Raw genomic sequence first — 19,285 nt, 5'->3', positions numbered from 1 at the left:
GCGGACTATAAACGACGCAGCGCCAGAATCAAGCTAGTAGAGGTAACACAGTGGCCCGATCAGGGCTAGGCGTCCTTGCCTTGCTGAGCCAGCAGGCGTTGCTCTTCCGCCTTGCGGCGGGCGGCTTCACGGCGCTCGGTCAACTCGTCCATGCTGACGCCAATGTGACGCTCTTCACGCTCGCGCGCCAAGGCCACTTGCTTTTGACGCTCGCGGAAACGCTCGATCTGCTCGGGGGAACTGTGGCCGTGGCAGTAGGGACAGCTGACGCCTTCTTCGAACTGGGGCGAGGCTTTTTCCTCTTCGCTGATAGGCATGCGACAGGCACGGCAGAAATCATAATCGCCGGGTTCCAGACCGTGACGCACCGATACGCGCTCGTCGAACACAAAGCAGTCACCATCCCACAGGCTTTCTGCTGCTGGAATCTCTTCCAGATATTTCAGAATGCCGCCTTGCAGGTGGTAAACCTGATCAAAGCCTTGCGAACGCATGAAGGCTGTGGATTTTTCACAGCGGATACCGCCGGTACAGAACATGGCCACGCGCGGTTTGCCATGCAAGACACCGCCTTCCTTGGACTGCTCGGCCACCCACTGAGGAAACTCGGTAAAGCTTTGGGTCTTGGGGTTGATGGCACGGTTAAAAGTGCCAATACCCACTTCGTAATCGTTGCGGGTATCCACCACCACCACGTCCGGATCGCTGATCAGGGCATTCCAGTCTTCGGGAGCAACATACTCGCCCACCATTTCGGCGGTTTTCAGATCCGGTACACCCAGGGTAACGATCTCTTTTTTCAGCTTCACCTTGAGGCGGTAAAACGGAGCCTTGTCGGCATAGGATTCTTTATGCACCAGGCCAGAAATACGTGGATCGGAGTTCAGATATGCCAAGACGGCACGAATACCCTCCTGAGGGCCGGCAATCGTGCCGTTAATCCCTTCGCGCGCCAGCAACAGCGTGCCTTTGACTTCATGCTGCTCGCAAAAAGCAAACAAGGGGTCGCGCATTTGTGCGAAATCGGGCAATTCCACGAACTTATATAAAGCCGCGATCAGGTAGGTAGACATAGGTAAACGAATTCTCTGGATAGAAGCGGTGGCGCAGCCCGCAGGCGGTAGGACAGCGTAGGCCGTCGTACACTATACGCGACTGATACCCCTTGGGCCTTTGACGCCCGTCAAAAAAATAGGGCGGGCCGGGGATTCAACTTTAAAATCATAACGCTAAAGCCGTCAGGCCGCATCTGGCCCCGGTCCCTGTTTCACTTTGCACGAGAGCTATGGATTCCGTAACACAAGCAGTCCTCGGTGCCAGCATCTGCGGCTCCCTCCTCGGGCGGCAGTATGGCCGCAAGGCGATCCTGTCCGGTGCCATCATCGCCACCCTGCCCGATCTGGATGTCTTCATTCAATATGGGGACCCGATTACCTCCATGGTCAGTCATCGCGGTTTCTCGCACTCTTTATTTGTGTTGAGCGCGGCAGGCATCCTGATCACCCTTTTATGGCGACTGCTGTTTCCACAAGCACGTGCCTCTGCGGGGAGGCTGGGGCTGGCGGTCTGGCTGGCGCTGATTACCCACCCTCTTCTGGATGCCTTCACCAGTTACGGAACGCAATTGCTGTGGCCTTTGGCCGCTACCCCGGCAACCTGGTCCAGCATCTTCATTATTGACCCGCTCTATACCGTGCCCTTACTGATCGCCACGATCATAGGCTTGATACGTGGACCGGCACCCGCAACGATACGGGCCTGCAACTGGGCCTTGCTCTTGAGCAGCCTGTATCTGGCAGCCTCGGTAGGTGCCAAGTTCTGGGCCGAGCAACAGGCGACCGCACAGCTCAAACAAGAGCAGGTGGAAATCACGCGGGTATACTCCGCCGCCCAACCCATGAACATCCTGCTCTGGCGTGTACTGGTGCGCGACACACAGGACCGGGAATGCGAAGTCATGGTGGGCCTGCTGGACCGGCTGCGTGCACCCAAGGGGCATCAATACGAATCCCTGTGCCTGCCCGTTCATAGCGACTACACCCAGTTGTTCCCCCCCTTGAAACAGCTGGAGCAACTGCGCTGGTTTTCGGACGATTGGCTGCGCTACGACATCATCGATGACCTGCTGGTGGTCAGTGATATACGCATGAGCCTGGGCCCCGGCCAGTACAGTTTCCGCTTTGTCGTAGCCGAACGCATTGCAGACGACACCTGGTTGCCGGTGATTCCGTATCGTTGGGCCAGTGGCCACAATATTGCTTTGCTAAAGCCCGTTCTGCGTCGTATTTGGGAGCCGACTCCACCGCTACCGCTACAAGAATGGGCCAAACGCATTGATGCCGGTGTACCTATTCCCAGGGCAAGCCCAGACTTCCAGGACATGGATTAAGCAAGGCCAAAAACCAGAGATGGAGACGGGCCTGTGCAAGGTGGGCATAGCAAACTCTTGCTAGCCCGCCCGGCCGCGTGTAGCACGCGCTCCTGAAACATAAGGTCCTAGCTTGATACAAAATACGAAGTGGTGAAGCTATAAAATTGCGTCCTGCCCGATAGGGGTTTTAACGTATTGCCAACGCATCAAAAGCATCAATCACTTTCATCATGAATTTAAAAAAAATATCTGTTTTCGCCACGCTGGGCCTTTGCATCGCTATTGCGGGCTGCAACAGCGAAGAAGCGACAGAAGCACCATCTCAAGCGGTCTCATCCGAGCAAGGCTTTATCCAGAAATACAATGCCTATGTTGAAGTTGCCAATAGCTTGCATACGCCTTTCTACCGTGCGCTTTCCGATTATCAAACCGTCTACGAGCCTGCCGTGCGCTCGGGCAAGAAGCTGGATAACTATTCCGTTGTTTCACTGGTAAGCATCAAGAACACCCAGGAAAAACTGAAGTCCGCCTTGGCACTGGAAGCCAACATGCCGGAAATAGATGGACCAGCAAAGCAGTTTGACGACTCCTTGACCAAGCTGGCACCTCTCAATTCCGAGTTGAACAACTATGCCGAATCAAAAGAGTTTCTGACGGATGGCGGCAAAAAGGCAGCCGACAATAACGAGGCGTTCGTCAGCGCCCTGACAGAAGTCGTACAGGCAGAGGCTGCATTTCTCCAAGGCATTCAAAAACAGGACGAAATAAACATCCAGACCTCTTTCGATAAAGCTCCCAAGGACTCCATGGAGCATTACCGTTTGGGTGCCGTGCTGTTCAGCAAGCAGGCCATGAACAAGGTCGATGCTATTTTCGAGCAGCAGGGAGCAAAAGAGAGCATTCCCCCCTTCCAGGAAAGTCTTGACCAGGCAGCCGCGATGATCAGCAACTGGGATAAAAAATTCAAGGAAGAAACGCCGCAAGGATGCCCACGAATCATGTCGAAAATGAATGAATTCCTGGCCCAGGGCAGAAGCGTCATCCAGCATGCCTCTGAAGGCAATTACGTACCTCAGGAAGGCTCGATCAGCTGGCAGATCAATAACCCGATAAAAAATGACGCCAGCAGCTTGCAATTGAAATTCAATGCAATGATCGGGGCGCTTAACTATCCCCGTTGCTAATGGCACCCAGAGACTGAGCTTGAAGCCGTAAACCTGGCGTCAGGCTCCAGTCTCAATGCAGGCAGTCATGCCGGCTCTGGCGGGCACGCTTCGTCTTGAAGCGATCCACACAATAAGCCCCCACGCTGCGCCTTTGGCTTAGTGCCTCCGAGGGGCTTTTTACCGGGGGCGCCGAGCTTTAGGGCAGCACGGCGCCAAAAAAAACCCTGGACGATTACGTCCAGGGTTTAAATTTACCCACTACGGTCACTACAAAATGACACCCGGCGCTCTGTCAAACCCGAGGATCACAAACAAGCCTTATTTCAGCATCCCTTCAACACGCTGGCGCAAGGCCGGGTCCTGCTGAATCGCCAGACTGATGCCGTTGTAGTCCGCCAGATCCATGCCATTGGCACTGACCACGCCTACCAGGCGCTGGTCGGCTTCCTGAACAATAGCCTGACGCTCTGCATCACTTTTGGCCGCATCCAGACGCGGCTGATATTCCGAAGCAGTTTGGGCGACCTTCTTGTAGGTGCGCGCATATTGCTCCAGCTGAGAATCCGTAGGTTTAACGATCTGGGTGGCAGCAGGGGCTGCCGAGTTGGCCGGAGCCGCATTGCCCTGGGCCATCGCAAAAGGGCTGTACATGCCAAATGCGACTGCGGTAGCAGCAAGAAAAGCTTTAACTGAGGGCTGCATGGATAGAACCTCCTAAACAGAGTCAATGAACGATCATCATGACAAGAGCGGCAGCAGCTTACAAGTTTCTCAATGTAGTTTCGTGTATCTGCATGCCACCCTTCCCGTTACAGACTTCAGTCGCGCGAGTAAGGACGTCCGTTAAAGTCCACGGTTACCAAATTGCCGTCCATCTGGCCCATGCCGGGTGAATTGGCGGGCATGCCTGGCGCGGCCACCCCACGCACACTGCCATCATTCATCATGCGTTTGACGACCTTGGCAGGCACATGGCCTTCAATCAATTGCCCCGTCTCTTCAATCATCGCGGTGTGGCAGGACGCCAGGTTCTCCGGCACTCTCAAAAGCCGCTTCACGTCTTGAATCTTCACGACCTTGACCTCTTTGACCTCAAAGCCTTCATCGCGCATGTGCTGTGCCCAGCCCCCACAACAACCACAGTCAGGATCCTGGTACATCGTAATAGCGGGACCCTCTGCCAACGCCATGGAACTGAAGGCCATCAGGCTGGCCGTCAACAATAAAGGTTTAATCACAATTACATTCCTGTTTTGCAGCGCCACGGCGCTCTGGTTGACACTCTCATGCACTTGACTAAGACTAGGCACTCGCAAAAAAGTTTAACAAAACACACTAATCCGTCCTGATCCGCCATGAGTCTTGATTCCGTCAAACAGTTTTTTAACGAACACGCTGCCGATATTCAGGTAATTGAAACCACCGAAAGCACAGCCACCGTCGTGCTGGCTGCGCAAGTGCACCAAGTCGAGCCGGGACAAATTGCCAAGACGCTTAGCTTGAAAGTGGGCGATAAAGTAGTACTGCTGGTCGCTCGAGGTGATGCCCGTCTGGACAACAAGAAGCTGCGTACCGCCTTCGGTACGCGCGTAAAAATGCTGGACCTGGAAAGCACTGAAGCCTTGACGGGTCACCCGGTTGGCGGGGTCTGCCCCTTTGGTCTGGCTACCCCGCTGGAGATTTACTGCGATCTGTCCTTGCAGGACTACGACACGGTCTTGCCCGCAGCAGGCTCTATTAATTCTGCGGTACGCATCACCCCGCAGCGCCTGGCCGAGCTGACCCGCGCGCAATGGATTGATGTGACTCAGCCGCCTCCAGCTCAGTCCTGACCCCCACCTGCGATTGGGTCAGAGGTTGACCTGCTGCCTTGTGCCCCCCAGGCGCAGGCAAACCTGCCCGTCGCTGACAGGTAAACAGATGTGTAAGTTGAATACGTACATGACCAGGCGACAAAAAACGCCATAAGAGCTCAAGGCATGGGGACGCGGCCATAAGGTATTTTCAGAAAATAAGCGGGTTCGTCCTTGCCATATCTGGTAACGAATGCCCTTTCTATCCTGATTAGGATAAGACATCGGATCTCAAATTAACTTTGTCTATCCCAGAGGAAAAAATGCCCCACCTATTATTGCTGGAGACAGATTCAGCTTTTATAAGCCTTTTTTTGGCATTGGCGCGGCAGATGAACTTTTCCGCCATCGCTGCAAATACGCCAGAAGATGTTCTGATCCGTTATCACCAGAAAACTCCTGATGCCCTGCTGTTTGGCCCCAGTGTCAGCGCCCTGCAGGCTCAGGAGTTGAGCCGTCGCATCGGACTGGATGCGGTGGAAAGCTATACCTTGCACGCCTACAGTGGCTCGACCCGGCAAGACCAGGCGCAATTGCGCACCTTGCTGGAGCAATTAAAAGCCAAGTATCAAAACGGTGCCTGTGCTTTTCAAGCCGAGCAGCATCATGACTTTGGCGAGTTTGTAGGCTGTTCCGCCCCCATGAAAAAACTCTATGAAAAGATCAGCAAAGTGGCCAGCACCGACCTGCCTGTGCTGCTGATTGGCGAGAGTGGCACCGGCAAGGAACTGGCGGCCCGGGCCATTCACCGCTGCAGCGCTCGCAAGGAACAGGCGTATGTACCCATCAACTGTTCAGCCATTTCAGAACAACTGATCGAAAGCGAGCTGTTCGGCCACGAAAAAGGCAGCTTTACCGGAGCCGAACGTAATCGGCAGGGCTACTTTGAACTGGCGGACCAGGGCACGCTGTTCCTGGACGAAATAACCGAAATGCCCATAGACGCCCAAACCAAGCTGCTGCGCGCATTGGAAAATGGCGAATACATGAAGGTAGGTGGCGACAAGTTGATCAAACATGATGCCCGCATCATCGCTGCGACCAATCGCCCGCCCATGCGCGCTATTGAGGACAAGAAACTGCGCGAAGATCTGTATTACCGCCTGGGGGTCTTTCCGATTCAAATTCCCCCCCTGCGTGAACGCGGCGACGATGCCGTCCTGATCGCCAAGCACTTGGTAGAACAGCTGAACCAGGAGCATCAGCAGAACCGCTCACTGAGCCTGGCCAGCATGAAGGAGATCGAGCGCTATCACTGGCCGGGCAATATACGCCAGCTACGCAATGCGGTACTGCGCAGCTATGTAATGAGCAACAGCGATCAGGTGGAAATCAATATGGAGGCCGACCCCATGGAATAAATGCTTGCCCAGTGTGGAACTGAGCAAGCTTGGCAAAAGCTTACTGGGCCACGGCAGGCTTCATGGAGTCTGCCAACGCATGAGCATGCCGCAAGTGTTGCTGCAGCATGGGCAAAGCGTCCTGAGCAAAACCCATGACTTCCTTGTCTTTACCATCCTTGATGTAGTCCTCAAAGAGCTTGATGGTGTCCTCATGCGCTTTGACTGCCGCTTCGTTGGCATAGTCCGCATCGAACTGTTCACCCTCCGCGCCCTCAAGCATGGAGATCTTGCCGCGCTGCATCAGGCTGGGCTCGGTGGGCAGCTCCACCTTGCGGGCCTGTGCCAGCGTCTGCAGTTCCTTGGCCAGCTGCTCGTGGTCGTCGATCATCATTTGTGCAAATTCGACCACTCTATCGTTGTTGCTGCGCTCCAGAGCCAGCTTGGCAGCCGTCACTTCAAAATGTCCCGATTGTGCCGCATCTCTCAAAAACCCTTTATCCGGAGAAAACAGCTCAATGGCAGAAGCACTGCGAACACTCAAACCCAATACCAGACCCGCCGCCACCGCCAAACACATCAGATGTCTTACTCGCATCGCACACCTCCAAAAACGTCAGTCATTGCCTGAAACCAGAACATCTTTGCTGACCTGAGGCCAATCCGCATGGCCAGCAAAGCCTTGACGGTGTCCTAGCAAGGGCCGTACCCGCGCCTTCAACCTTGGGGCAGGAACGGAACTTGCTATGTAGATAGCACAGGGCCCGGATCATCCCGGCAACTGTGTCCGAAGAACTGTCGGTTCGCATCACCAAGCACAAGGAGACGCCACCATGAAGCTGGAAATGGTTCCGCAGCTGCACATGCAGCAAACCCTCTCGCAGCGACTGCAACAGTCCGCACAAATCCTGCAGCTCTCGGCGCAGGAGCTGCAAACGCTGGTACAAGACAGCCTGCAAGACAATCCCCTACTGGAACCCGCTCCAGAACCCGCCGCCCCCGTACGAGAGGGCCTGTCCCATCCTGGGTCCAGCCAAAGCGCTCACCTGATCGATAAGCACGACATAAGCCCGGCTCCGCGCAGCCGTGACGAACAGATCCTGGAGCATGTACGTTTGAGTCACGCCAGTGAGAGCTGCAAGGCCTTATGTGCCCTGATCGTGAACGCCCTGGATGACAACGGATACTTGCGCGATCACTTTGAAGACCTGCTCCCCACCGGCTACGAACACATCCCCCTTGCCGAATGGCAAACCGCGCTGGCGCTGGTCCAGTCCCTTTCTGTTCCCGGTACAGGTGCCCACTGCCTGTCCGACGCGTTGCGCTTGCAGATCCAGGCGCGTCAGTCTCTAGACCCGGTTCTGAAACAGAGACTGCTCAAGTTAGTGGCTACCGAGCTGCCCGCGCTGGCGCAAGGCGAGTGGTCACAAGTGCAGAGCCGCCTGAATCTGTCCGATGCAGACTTTCATCAGGCGCTGCGCGAACTGCAAAGCCTGGACCCCAAGCCCGGTCTGGCTTATCTGGAGCCGTTACGCCAGGCCATTACGCCAGACGTCCACGTCTACCGCGATGGCAAGCATTGGCGTGTGCTCGCGGACCCTCGCAGCCTGCCACGCGTTCAGGTGCATCAAGAATATGCCGCCACCCTGGAGCAACAGGCACGCACGCAACAGAACCGCCCTTTGCACAGCGCCCTGACTCAGGCTCGCTGGCTGGCCGAGAGTCTGGCGATGCGACGCAGCACGGTGTGCCGTGTCGCTGAATTCATCGTCCGGCACCAGATCCTTTTTTTCGAGCTAGGTGAGCAAGGCTTGCAACCCCTGCGCATCAGCGATCTGGCCAAGGAGCTGGATCTGCATCAATCCACCATCTCCAGAGCGACTGCCAACAAGTACATGAGCACTCCCTTTGGCACCTTGAGCTTCAGGCATTTTTTCTCCGGCGAGCTGGAGACTGATTTCGGTGGCAGTTGCTCCACCGCCCTGGTCAAGGAGCAGATACGCCGGCTGATTGCCAGCGAACCAGAACGTCAGCCTTTAAGCGATGTCGACTTGCATCAGGCGCTGCGTCAGAACAGTGTGGAGCTATCCAAACGAACCGTCACCAAGTACCGCCTGCAACTGGGTATTCCCAATGCCCGCGAACGTTTGCAACGGGCACGCCTGCGTGCTGTCAGCGGGCAGGATGTGCACCCCTTGAATTGAACGGGTACGCAATTTGCTGATTCTCCAACGAAGATCCCTTAATAAAACAAAGCGAGAATCAGCATGAGCAAAATCATTGTGGTGTCCGTACGCGTGGCCAGTTCCGATCAACCTTGCACAGGCGGGCTGGCCGTCGCAGTAGATCAATTGTTAAAGCACCCGCAGACCCAGGGCATCTGGCTGGGGTGGAATGGTCAATGTGATTCACAGCCGGGTTCGCTGCGTACCGAAGATCGGGGCAGCTACCAAGCCGTCACCTTCTCCTTCACCCAGGAGCAATACGAACAGTTTTACTGCGGTTACGCGAACACCTGCCTTTGGCCCGCCTTTCACTACCGCCTGGACCTGATGGACTTCCAGACCCACCACTTCCAGCAATACCTGGAGATCAACCGGCAAATTGCCGCTTATTTGCGCCAGATTGCCGAAGAGGACGACTTGATCTGGGTCCATGACTACCACCTGATGCCATTAGCCCATTTTTGCCGAGAGCAAGGAATGCAGCAGGCCATTGGCCTGTTCTTTCACACCCCCTTTCCGTGCCCGGAGATTCTGCGCTCCATTCCCCGCTATGAACAATGGCTGCCCATGCTGCACCATTACGACCAGATTGGCGTCCAAAGCCGTGGCGACCATCATGCGCTGACAGCCGCACTCCAGACCTTAGTGCCACCGCGCACGAGCGAGTCAGGCGCCCGTACCGTCAGCACAGACGTCTATCCCATCAGTATCGATGTGGATCTGGTTCAGGCTCTGGCCAAGGCCCCCTCATGGACCGACAGCGCCACACCAATCGAGCCAGTCAACGGGCCTGACACCATTATCAGTGTGGACAGGCTGGATTACACCAAGGGTCTGGCCTATCGGCTGCGCACCCTGGATACGCTGCTGCGCAGCTACCCGACGCTGCACGGGCAAACAACGTATGTCCAAATCGCCCCTTCTACCCGCGGCGATATTCACGATTATCAAGTCATGCGTGAAGAGCTGGAAAGTCTGGCCGGACAGATTAACGGTCAATTTGCCACGCCAGGCTGGAGTCCGGTGGTGTACATGAACCGCGCCTTTCCGGCCGGCCAGCTGATGCGCATGTTGCGCCGCGCCCGCGTCGGTTTTATCGCACCCTTGCGTGACGGAATGAATCTGGTGGCCAAAGAATATATCGCTGCCCAGGACCCCGCCGACCCCGGTGTCCTGGTTCTGTCCACCTTTACGGGCGCGGCACAATCCCTGCAAGGCGGCTACCTGCCCGTCAACCCATTTGATGCGGACGCCACCGCACGCAGCCTGTATCAGGCCTTGAACATGCCGCTAGAGGAACGACGCCGACGCCACCAGCATTTAATGATGCAACTGCGACAGCAGGACCTGAGGCAGTGGTGCGAACAGTTCCTGCATGATCTTGGCATCAGCTCGGGCTTGAATCAGGCCCATGACCCTCTGGCTGAGCTTCCAGCATCCTGACGCGTACAAATGCATCCGGTTGGTGCTGACCCAGATAGGCCACCAAGCGCTCGCGCAACAAACAGCGCAAGTCGAACAAACGGCCCGAGTCGGCAGCACTGACCAGAAAGCGCAACTGCATCCCCCACTCATTGGTATCGGTCACCTGCAACACCTGAACGCGCCCATCCCACAATTCAGAGGACTCGCACAAGTCCTTGAATGCCGTGTTCAAGCCCTGCATTTCAACCTTGTAGTCCACCCATAGAAATACCGTGCCCAGCAAAGAGGCGCTGCGACGGGTCCAGTTCTGGAAGACAGTTTCTACAAACCATTGCAAGGGAACGATCAGACGGCGCTCGTCCCACACACGTACCACCACATAAGTGGCCGTGATTTCCTCTATCCGGCCCCACTCCCCTTCCACAATCACCACATCGTCAATGCGTATGGGCTGGGTGAATGCGATCTGCAAACCGGCAATAAAGTTACCCAGCACCGGCCGGGCAGCAATACCGGCTACCAGCCCCGCTACCCCGGCCGATGCCAGCAGGCTGGTGCCCAGTTGCCGTGCGCCGGGTAGAACCATCAAAGCAAAGGACAAGCCCAGCAAGACCAGCAAGAAATGCACACTGCGTGCCAGCACACGCGCCTGGGTGTAGATCTGACGCGAACGCAGATTGTCGGACACATTCAAGGGGTGACGCACCACCACAAGCTGGAACAGAGATTCGACTGCACTCATCAGCATCCAGGTCGTGCAGATAATCAGCACCAGCATGTCCCCAACGATCAGATAGGACTGCCACTTGGCCGAGATGGGGGCCAGCGGAATACATATGCGCAAAAATACGGCCAGAAAAAACAGCCGCGACGGCCAGCGTATCCGTTCGCTGAAAAACCGCAGAAAGTGCTCTGGCGAGGCCAGTCTTTCAATAATCTTGCCACCCAGAAAATGCACCAGCAGCAGTATCGCCCAGCCGCCCAGCAATAACAGCAGCCACATCCACCACGTCATTGACATCATGATTGCTCTCCTGAAAACCATGTCTCCAGATACAGCAACTTGTGTGCCGCGCCCCGCCCCCAGGCAGTCAGGCACGCTTTGTGCTGGGTCAGTCATAACCAATCACGTGATTGGTGTTCTTTCTCAAGGAGAGTTATATGACCCAGCACACCAACAAACAGGATCATAAAGATCAACGTGGCTTTGCCTCCATGGACGACAAAAAGCAGCGCGAGATTGCTGCTGAAGGTGGGCGTGCCTCGCACGAAAAAGGCACCGCGCACGAGTTCACCCCGGAAGAGGCCCGTGAGGCTGGCGCTAAAGGCGGCCGTGTAGCCCATGAACGCGGTACGGCGCACGAGTTCAACTCTGAAGAAGCTCGCGAAGCGGGCGCCAAGGGCGGTCGCGCCGCTCATGAAAAGGGCACAGCTCACGAGTTCACTTCTGAAGAAGCCCGTGAAGCCGGTGCCAAGGGTGGCCGGGCAGCCCATGAAAAGGGCACGGCCCATGAGTTCGACTCCGAGGAGGCCCGCAAGGCCGGCGCCAAAGGTGGCAAGGCCACCCAGGACCAGCGACGCTAAGCCTTAACCAAGCCCCAGTTGGACGCGGCGCACCCACCAGGGCCGCCGCGCCCTGTCCCATTCCTTGTCTATTTCAGGAGCCGTCATGACAACGCGTCAAACAGTGAAAGAGCAACGTCACCTGCAAGAACAGCAGGACCAGAAGGACAAGAACGGGGTCGGCCAGAACGAGCCCGTCACGCACGATAAGAGCCACCCAGGCAGCGATTACCCCACTCCCCCCCTGCCGCAACAACACCTGGAAAAGCCTGGGTGTGAAAGTGATCTGGACCCGGCCCCCCGCTACGAAGCCTCCAGCTACAAGGGCAGCGGCAAGCTGGAAGGAAAAGTAGCCGTGATTACCGGTGGGGACTCGGGCATAGGCCGGGCCGTTACCGTGCTCTATGCCCGAGAAGGTGCCGATGTGGCGATTGTGTATTTGCACGAGGATGAAGATGCCGGACGCACTCGTCTGGCCGTCGAGGCCGAAGGCCGCCAATGCCTGACACTGCGCGGCGATGTGAAAGACCCTGAATTTTGCCGACAAGCGATTGAGCAGGTACTTGACCGCTTCGGTCACCTGAATATTCTGGTCAACAATGCCGGCTTTCAGGAACATGCCCAATCCTTGCTGGACCTGACCCCGGAGCGGCTCAATGAAACCTTCCACACCAATATCTATGGCTATATCTACATGGCCCAGGCCTGCCTGCCGCACCTTCACGCGGGCGATGCCATCGTCAATACCAGCTCGGTCACAGCCTTGCGCGGGGCCGCTCATCTGCTGGACTACTCCAGCACCAAGGGCGCCATTATTGCCTTCACGTACTCCCTGGCGGCCAACCTGGCGCCCAAAGGTATACGTGTAAACGCGGTCGCTCCCGGACCCGTCTGGACCCCCTTGAACCCCGCTGACTCCCCGGCCGAAAAAATCCCCGAGTTTGGTGCCGATACGGTCTTTGGCCGCCCCGCCCAGCCGGAAGAACTGGCGCCTGCCTATGTCTACCTGGCCAGCCCGATCACCGCCAGCTACATCACCGGCACCGTGCTCCCCATCACGGGTTACCCAGGAAGCTGATATGAATAACGCTCTGCATTTGGATCAGACCGCCTTGTTTCTGGATCTGGACGGTACCCTGGTCCCCTTGGCTGCGCGGCCTGACCAGGTATTTCTTCCCCCGTCCACCGCCGGCCTGCTGCTGAATCTGCACGCTGCCTGCGACGGCGCGGTGGCACTGGTTTCAGGCCGCGACCATGACAGCCTGCATATCGCCTGCACCAAGCTTCCGCTTGCCATGATCAGCAGCCACGGCGCAGCCATGTATGACGCCGAGGGTCAGGAATGCTGGAACATCCCGATCAACCCGGCTGAGCACCACAGCCTGTCCCGCTCTGTCGCCGCCCTGATCCACCCCTACTCACTGGTTTGGATGGAGCGCAAATCGCACGGTGTGGCTGTGCACTTTCGGCAACGCCCTGAAGTTGGCGAGGCCTTGGCCACAGAACTGCACGTGCTGTGCTCGGAATATCCCGGCTTTGATCTGATCCGTGGACATTGTGTCATCGAACTGCGCATGAGCGGCTTTGACAAAGGCCAAGCCCTGGCCCGGGCCCAACGCCTGCCCGCGTTCGCCGACCGCAAGCCCGTCATGATTGGCGACGACTTGACCGATGAGGCCGCCTTTGAGTTTGTGAACCAGAAAGGCGGGCTGAGCATACGCATCGGTCCTCAGGAGCCAGCCAGCGCGGCCCAGCTTTCCTTGCCACACCCCTCTGACCTGCTGACACTTTTGCAAACCAGTCTGCTGGAGACGCGCTTTTTCTCCGAGCTGGCACAGCGAACGCCCTCAGGCGCCAAAACGGTTGCGCCATGACTCGCTGACACTGGCCGCACTCTCTTTACTTAAAAGGATGGCCCCATGAGCAAGATACTTACCTCTACGCCCAAGACCTCCTTGCAAATCAGCCTGCCCAGCAAGGGCTGCAACAAGGGCGCGCTCCAAAGTCTGGAATTCATGGCCAGGGAACTGGCGCAATTCCTGGATCTGCCTCGAGTCCATATTGACTATGAAGACCAGCTAAAGCCCAGCTCCGGAAACACTTACTACCTCCCCCTGCAGACCTTGAGCCTGGAGCAGGCGCGACAACTGGGTATCGAACAGGCCTCCCAACTGTATGGGGGTGTAGTGCCATATGACTTTCTGGCCCATAAAACCGTCGCCCATCCCCTTCCCCAGGACGATATGGACCGCCCGGAAGGCTGGAACAATGAGCTGGGCCTGGCGTTACGGCACACGGTCTTGCCAGGCTACAGCGTCTTTTCAAGAAACGACGCGCTACGCACAATGAGCCTTCTGGATGAAGCAGGCCAGACCGGCATACGGGCCAAACTGGCCAGTGCTAATGCAGGCAAAGGCCAGAAGGTGATCTACAGCCGTCAAGAGCTGGAAGAGCTCTTGAACCTGCCGCCGTGGCAGAGTCAACTGGAACAGGGTCTGGTACTGGAGGAGAACCTGCTCGATGGCGAGACCTTCAGCATCGGCCAGACCCAGGTGGGCGAGCATCTTTTTTCCTATATCGGCCAGCAACACCAGACCACCAACCTGCAGCACGAGTCCGTATATGGCGGCTCCAGCTTGCTACTGGTTCGCGGCGGGTTTCCGCAGTTGCTGCAGCTCTCAGGCATGAAGCGCATTGAGCATCTGCTTGAGCTGACCATAAGCTACGAAAAAAACATCAGGCAGGCCTTTCCTGAACTGTATGCCTCACGTCGCAACTATGACCTCATCGTCGGTAAAAATGCGCGTGGCCACTACAAGGCAGCCGTACTGGAACATTCCTGGCGTTTCGGCGGAGCGTCCATTGCAGAGATTCTGGCCATCCGCACCCTGCAACGCCACCCTGAGCTCCAACATACCCACGCATGGACACGCGAGCGCTATCTGGACGATGCCAGCCTGGTGAAAAACTCCCCTCATCTTTACAGCCTCGACCAAGAAGACGAGGCTTATCTTGCCCGCTTCGGCGGCCCACTGCCATCATGAGTACGGAAATTTTCAACACCACCATCAAAGTGCCCCATCAGCACCTGGATGCACGCCTGCTAGTCCCCCAATCCCCTGTCCCTGGCATTTTGTTCGTGCACGGTTGGGGCGGCAGCCAGCACTTTGACCTGAAACGCGCCCACACCATTGCCGGTATGGGCTGTATTTGTCTGACCTTTGATCTTGCCGGGCACAATGCCAATCAGCACGAGCGCGAGAACGTCACCCGAGAACAGAACTTTCAGGACATCTGCGCGGCCTTTGACACCTTGAGCAGCCACCCTATGGTGGACTCCAGCTCCATCGCCATTGTGGGGCACAGTTATGGCGCCTATCTGGCCTGCCTGTTAAGTGAATTTCGATCGGTACGCTGGCTCAGCTTGCTGGCTCCTGCCTTGTACCCGGACGACGATTGGCTGTCTCCAAAGGATCAGCTCAACCGAGAGTTGCTGCAGGACTACCGTCTGCATACTCATTCTCCGCAAGAGAACCGCGCCTTGCAGGCCTGCTCCAAATTCACGGGAGATGTTCTGCTGTTTGAAGCGGAATACGATGAGCTGATTCCCCGCCAGACCTTGCTAACGTATCGCCAAGCCTTCAGCCAGGCTCATTCCCTGACACATCGAGTGCTGGAAGGCAGCAACCACGCGCTGGACGAGAAAGTCGCCCAGCGTGATTACTCCGTGCTGCTTTATCGCTGGATTCAGGAAATGATTATTGGCGCCCGTATTGGGCACCTGCCCAACAACACCACTTGACTCACGCGACAGCCGGACGGTTGGCATAGCCGGAGACAAACTCCTTGGCCTGCCCAGTCTGCGGGTCAAAGACGTGACGGCGTACCTTGCCGATATCCGCGCCATAAACGTGAATGCTGATGGACACCTGGTCGTCATACATATTGGAAACCTCGTGTATATCACCCACCGTGGGTGACACCACTTCCACCACGCCTGGTTCCAGAGTCTGTGTGTCTTGTTCTGTCATATGGCCGGTATCGGGATCACGGTCAAAAGGCCGGGAGCGTTCCGCGCCACGCAACATACCAATCAAGCCCCACACGGTATGGTCGTGGATAGGGGTTTTCTGGCCGGGACCCCACACAAAGCTGACCACGGAAAAGCGTTCCTGCGGACAGCAATACAGCAAGTACTGCTGATAAAACTGGGGATGGGGCTGGGTGTACTCCGGGGCCAGCCAATCGTCCTGGGCCACCAGTTCGCCCAGCAGGACACGGCCATCACGCAGGATATCCGCCTCGGCGACAGCCGGGCGGCCGGTCAATTCATTCATCCCTTGAATAAAACGCTCAAAACGGGGGTGCATAAGGGGATGTCTCCATAGTTGACTGGGCCTTGCGGCCCAATTCGTGAATCAGTTCTTATTTGTTCAGATACACCGGGGCACGTTTTTCTTTGAAGGCGTTCATCCCTTCCTTGGCATCATAACTATCCTCGATCGCTTTCAGTTGCCGCATGGTGCGCGCCATTTGCTCGGACGGGCCGCGCGTCAGCACTTCATTATTGATAAAGCGCTTCAAGGTTTGCAAAACACGCGGCGACATCTTTGCCAAGTCCTGCGCCATACGCACAGCAGCCTGGACTTGCTCGCCTACCGGCACCACTTCATTGGCAAAACCCAGATCGTAAGCACGGCGGGCTTCCAGCGTACGGCACAACAAGATCACTTCCATGGCGGCATGATGCGGAATGCGCGAGGCCAGGCCCGAGATGATGCCGCCAGTAAAGCCCAGCTTGGCTTCGGGGTAGGAGAACTTGGCGCTCTCGGACGCTACCAGCAAATCCGTCATCATGGCCATCACCAGGGCTCCACCCACACACCAACCACTAACGGCCGCAATAATGGGCTTGTCGGTTTCAAAGCCTACCGTGGGAATGGCGCGCCACAACTCGGGCCACTCATTAATATCCGCCCCGGCAGAAAAAGCGTCATTGCCTGCCCCGGTCAGCACAGCTACGCGGCGTGTGGGGTCTTCGTCAAAGGCCAGAAACGCTTGCTGCAATTCCTTGACCACAGTGGCGCTCAAGGCATTGCGGCGATCGGGACGGTTGATCGTAAAGATTGAAACACCGTCATCGTGGTTTTCTACAAGAATGCACTGATAATCCGACATGGTTTACTCCTCCTGGGTATTTTTCAAAGAATAGGTTTTGGTTTTATTCGCCTATGGACAGGCGGGCATCGACGGCGTGACAGCGGGTAGCCGCCACGATCAAGGGGTTGATATCCAATTCAAAGTTGGTGTCGCGCAAGTCGTGGGCCAGGAAGCTGACACGCACAATCGCATCGAGCACACCGTCACGATCCAGCATGCGTCCCCGGTACCCCTTCAGCAGCTTGTCGATCATCAAGGTAGATAAAAGTCGATCTGCATCAGCCAGGGTTAAAGGGGCCGCGGCAATCACCCGGTCCGACAGCATTTCCACCAGAATGCCGCCTGCACCAAACACCACGACCGGGCCAAACTGCGCATCCTGACGGGCGCCGATCAGCAGCTCCACATCCCCCTTGGCCATGGCCTGCACCAGCACGCCTTCCAGACGGGCATCTGCTTTATAGGCTTTGGCATTGGCGTAGAGCCGGGCAAAATCGCGTCGCAAGCTGGCGTCGTCGGCCACATCCAGCGCCACCCCACCCGCTTCGGTTTTATGGACGATGTCGGGAGACACAATCTTCATCACCACCGGATAGCCAATCTGTTCGGCCAGCACCACAGCCTGTTCCACGTCCTCGCACACCTGGCCCAGATTCACGGGCAGGCCGTAATGCGCCAGCAGACGTTTGGACTGATCTTCATTCAAAACACCGCGCGGCATGACCGTAGGCGCTTGGCAGGCACTGGGACGCAAGGCTTGCTGGCGCGGCACAAACTGGCCGTGACGTTTCCAGGCGGACAAGGCCAGCGCCGCTTCCAGACTGGAACTGGCATACGCATGGCCGTGCTGGGCCAGTTTCTGCCGCAAAGGCTCGGATGTTGCGCCCGCATCAAACGCCACCATCACGGGCTTGGCCCAGTGCGGTTCGCGGTGGATGATTTTTTCAATCAGGGCCGCCATCCACTCCTGCGGACACATGGAAGCCGTGATCAATACCGCGTCACTTTGCTGATCCTGCATCAAGGCATCCAAAGTAGCGCGGGCCACTTCGGTGGAGTCCTGCGTCAGACGCGCTCCCAGATCAACCGGGTTATCCGCCTGCCCTGCCGGGTAGTGGGCAGCCAGAGCCTGCTTGGTAGTAGCGGAAAAACTGGACAGTTCCACGCCATGCTCTGCCAAAGCATCTGCAGCCAAGGCCCCACCGCCACCCGAAGGCGTCACAATCGCGACTTTGGAGATCTTGTTGCTGGTAAAGCGCACCATGCTGTTTGCCAGCAAGAGCATGGCCCCCATATCGTCCATCAGGCTGATGCCTTCATCGCGACAGACACTGGCAAACACATCATGGTCACCCGCTACGCTAGCAGTATGCGAAAAGGCGGCCGCCTTGCCCGCACTGGAGCGCCCTGCCTTGACGGCCAGCCAGGGCTTGCCCGCCGCCTGCGCCCGACGAGCTGTGCGACGCAAAGCCTGAGTATCTTTAATGCCCTCTATATAAGTACAGATCACTTGCGTCTTGGGATCATCAATCAGGAAATCCACAAAGTCGCACAGATCCAGGTCAGCCTGATTACCCACCGAAAAACCGTAGGTAAAGCCACCGCCCATCGCCCATGCCCGATCAAAATAGGTAGTCATCAAGGCACCGCTTTGGCTGACAAAACCAATAGGCCGTTCCGGCAGGCTGTCTCTGTCCAGCACCGGCGAAGAGCACAGCACCAGACTGCGGCTGGGGCTGATCATGCCCAGGCAATTGGGACCGATCAGTCGCATGCCCGAGTCACGGCAGATACGCAGCAAGGCCTGCTCGCGCTCCAGCCCGCGCTCGCCTGCATCAGCAAAGCCTGCGGAGATCACCAGCAAACCGCGTACCCCCATTTGGGCCGCAATCTGCGCCTGTTCCAGAACGGTATCGGCCCCCACCGTAAACACAGCCAGATCCGGAGCGCTATCCAGTGCAGCCAGACCGGGCACAGCGGGCAAACCAAACAAACTGCTGCGGCTGGGATTGATAGGCAGGACCTTGCCGCCATAACCGTGCTTGAGCAGCATACGGAACAGTCGCCCGCCAAACTTGGACTGATCTTCCGAGGCGCCGACCAAAGCTATGGATGCCGGGTCCAGCAAAGCGTCCAGCGTGCTGGCGCAAGTGACGGTTTCCATCACATTTGTCTCCTGTTG

19 protein-coding genes are annotated in these 19,285 nt (G+C 57.0%); 11 read left to right on the top strand and 8 right to left on the bottom strand.

What is annotated here, in order from left to right:
• Positions 1 to 65: 65 nt before the first annotated feature.
• Positions 66 to 1,073, bottom strand: coding sequence for a rhodanese-related sulfurtransferase (locus tag MID00_RS11590; RefSeq protein ID WP_022983316.1), 1,008 nt, complete (start codon positions 1,071 to 1,073; stop codon positions 66 to 68).
• A gap of 212 nt (positions 1,074 to 1,285) precedes the next feature.
• On the opposite strand from MID00_RS11590, the gene MID00_RS11585 reads away from it, so the two are divergent.
• Positions 1,286 to 2,389: a metal-dependent hydrolase gene (locus MID00_RS11585; protein WP_250756078.1), complete on the top strand. Its 1,104-nt coding sequence runs from the start codon at positions 1,286 to 1,288 to the stop codon at positions 2,387 to 2,389.
• A gap of 212 nt (positions 2,390 to 2,601) precedes the next feature.
• Complete coding sequence (locus MID00_RS11580; RefSeq protein ID WP_254498859.1) at positions 2,602 to 3,555, top strand: DUF3829 domain-containing protein; 954 nt, start codon at positions 2,602 to 2,604, stop codon at positions 3,553 to 3,555.
• A 300-nt stretch (positions 3,556 to 3,855) separates the two neighbouring features.
• Here MID00_RS11580 and MID00_RS11575 read toward each other — a convergent pair whose 3' ends face one another.
• Together MID00_RS11575 and MID00_RS11570 are read right to left on the bottom strand one after the other, a co-directional pair.
• Positions 3,856 to 4,239, bottom strand: coding sequence for a DUF4168 domain-containing protein (locus tag MID00_RS11575; protein ID WP_026485377.1), 384 nt, complete (start codon positions 4,237 to 4,239; stop codon positions 3,856 to 3,858).
• Positions 4,240 to 4,355: 116 nt separating this feature from the next.
• On the bottom strand, positions 4,356 to 4,775 hold the full coding sequence (locus tag MID00_RS11570; RefSeq protein ID WP_254498858.1) for a DUF411 domain-containing protein: 420 nt from the start codon (positions 4,773 to 4,775) through the stop codon (positions 4,356 to 4,358).
• A 117-nt stretch (positions 4,776 to 4,892) separates the two neighbouring features.
• Here MID00_RS11570 and MID00_RS11565 point away from each other — a divergent pair, with 117 nt between their 5' ends.
• Both MID00_RS11565 and MID00_RS11560 read left to right on the top strand, forming a co-directional pair.
• Positions 4,893 to 5,369, top strand: coding sequence for a YbaK/EbsC family protein (locus MID00_RS11565; protein WP_009460799.1), 477 nt, complete (start codon positions 4,893 to 4,895; stop codon positions 5,367 to 5,369).
• Positions 5,370 to 5,722: 353 nt separating this feature from the next.
• Positions 5,723 to 6,751: a sigma-54-dependent Fis family transcriptional regulator gene (locus tag MID00_RS11560; RefSeq protein WP_250756079.1), complete on the top strand. Its 1,029-nt coding sequence runs from the start codon at positions 5,723 to 5,725 to the stop codon at positions 6,749 to 6,751.
• Positions 6,752 to 6,791: 40 nt separating this feature from the next.
• Here the strand turns inward: MID00_RS11560 and MID00_RS11555 are convergent, their stop codons facing one another.
• Positions 6,792 to 7,328, bottom strand: coding sequence for a DUF4142 domain-containing protein (locus MID00_RS11555; protein ID WP_250756080.1), 537 nt, complete (start codon positions 7,326 to 7,328; stop codon positions 6,792 to 6,794).
• Positions 7,329 to 7,563: 235 nt separating this feature from the next.
• Between MID00_RS11555 and rpoN the strand changes: the two genes are divergently transcribed.
• Both rpoN and MID00_RS11545 read left to right on the top strand, forming a co-directional pair.
• Positions 7,564 to 8,934, top strand: coding sequence for an RNA polymerase factor sigma-54 (gene rpoN, locus MID00_RS11550; RefSeq protein ID WP_254498857.1), 1,371 nt, complete (start codon positions 7,564 to 7,566; stop codon positions 8,932 to 8,934).
• Between the two features lie 63 nt (positions 8,935 to 8,997).
• A complete protein-coding gene (locus tag MID00_RS11545) occupies positions 8,998 to 10,398 on the top strand; it encodes a trehalose-6-phosphate synthase (RefSeq protein WP_254498856.1) in 1,401 nt (466 codons plus the stop codon).
• Here MID00_RS11545 and MID00_RS11540 read toward each other — a convergent pair.
• The gene (locus MID00_RS11540) at positions 10,343 to 11,404 is read right to left on the bottom strand and encodes a mechanosensitive ion channel family protein (protein ID WP_250756082.1); all 1,062 of its coding nucleotides are present in this window, start codon (positions 11,402 to 11,404) and stop codon (positions 10,343 to 10,345) included. The genes MID00_RS11545 and MID00_RS11540 overlap by 56 nt on opposite strands.
• Positions 11,405 to 11,541: 137 nt before the next feature.
• On the opposite strand from MID00_RS11540, the gene MID00_RS11535 reads away from it, so the two are divergent.
• The 5 genes from MID00_RS11535 to MID00_RS11515 all read left to right on the top strand — a co-directional run bounded on the left by MID00_RS11535 (position 11,542) and on the right by MID00_RS11515 (position 15,745).
• A complete protein-coding gene (locus MID00_RS11535) occupies positions 11,542 to 11,964 on the top strand; it encodes a KGG domain-containing protein (protein ID WP_035273453.1) in 423 nt (140 codons plus the stop codon).
• An 85-nt stretch (positions 11,965 to 12,049) separates the two neighbouring features.
• Positions 12,050 to 13,021, top strand: coding sequence for an SDR family oxidoreductase (locus tag MID00_RS11530; RefSeq protein WP_254498855.1), 972 nt, complete (start codon positions 12,050 to 12,052; stop codon positions 13,019 to 13,021).
• A 1-nt stretch (position 13,022) separates the two neighbouring features.
• Positions 13,023 to 13,817, top strand: coding sequence for a trehalose-phosphatase (gene otsB, locus MID00_RS11525; RefSeq protein ID WP_022983322.1), 795 nt, complete (start codon positions 13,023 to 13,025; stop codon positions 13,815 to 13,817).
• Between the two features lie 45 nt (positions 13,818 to 13,862).
• The gene (locus tag MID00_RS11520; RefSeq protein ID WP_035273451.1) at positions 13,863 to 14,987 is read left to right on the top strand and encodes a DUF3182 family protein; all 1,125 of its coding nucleotides are present in this window, start codon (positions 13,863 to 13,865) and stop codon (positions 14,985 to 14,987) included.
• Positions 14,984 to 15,745, top strand: coding sequence for a S9 family peptidase (locus tag MID00_RS11515; RefSeq protein ID WP_083054568.1), 762 nt, complete (start codon positions 14,984 to 14,986; stop codon positions 15,743 to 15,745). The genes MID00_RS11520 and MID00_RS11515 overlap by 4 nt, the downstream gene beginning before the upstream one ends.
• Position 15,746: 1 nt before the next feature.
• Here the strand turns inward: MID00_RS11515 and MID00_RS11510 are convergent, their stop codons facing one another.
• Genes MID00_RS11510 through MID00_RS11500 form a run of 3 tightly spaced genes read right to left on the bottom strand, consistent with a single transcriptional unit; the run spans position 15,747 to position 19,267 of the window.
• Positions 15,747 to 16,313 carry a cysteine dioxygenase gene (locus MID00_RS11510; RefSeq protein WP_060186695.1) on the bottom strand — a complete coding sequence of 189 codons (567 nt, stop codon included), beginning with the start codon at positions 16,311 to 16,313 and terminating at the stop codon, positions 15,747 to 15,749.
• Positions 16,314 to 16,368: 55 nt separating this feature from the next.
• Positions 16,369 to 17,121: an enoyl-CoA hydratase/isomerase family protein gene (locus MID00_RS11505; RefSeq protein WP_035273445.1), complete on the bottom strand. Its 753-nt coding sequence runs from the start codon at positions 17,119 to 17,121 to the stop codon at positions 16,369 to 16,371.
• A 43-nt stretch (positions 17,122 to 17,164) separates the two neighbouring features.
• Complete coding sequence (locus tag MID00_RS11500; protein ID WP_254498854.1) at positions 17,165 to 19,267, bottom strand: acetate--CoA ligase family protein; 2,103 nt, start codon at positions 19,265 to 19,267, stop codon at positions 17,165 to 17,167.
• Positions 19,268 to 19,285 lie beyond the last annotated feature (18 nt).

The sequence above is a fragment of the Alcaligenes sp. NLF5-7 genome (genome assembly GCF_024266725.1).
In the GTDB taxonomy this organism is placed as follows: Bacteria; Pseudomonadota; Gammaproteobacteria; order Burkholderiales; family Burkholderiaceae_B; genus Alcaligenes; species Alcaligenes phenolicus.
The sequence above is the reverse complement of the archived record's forward strand: the minus strand, read 5'-3'. Positions and strand labels throughout refer to the sequence as shown.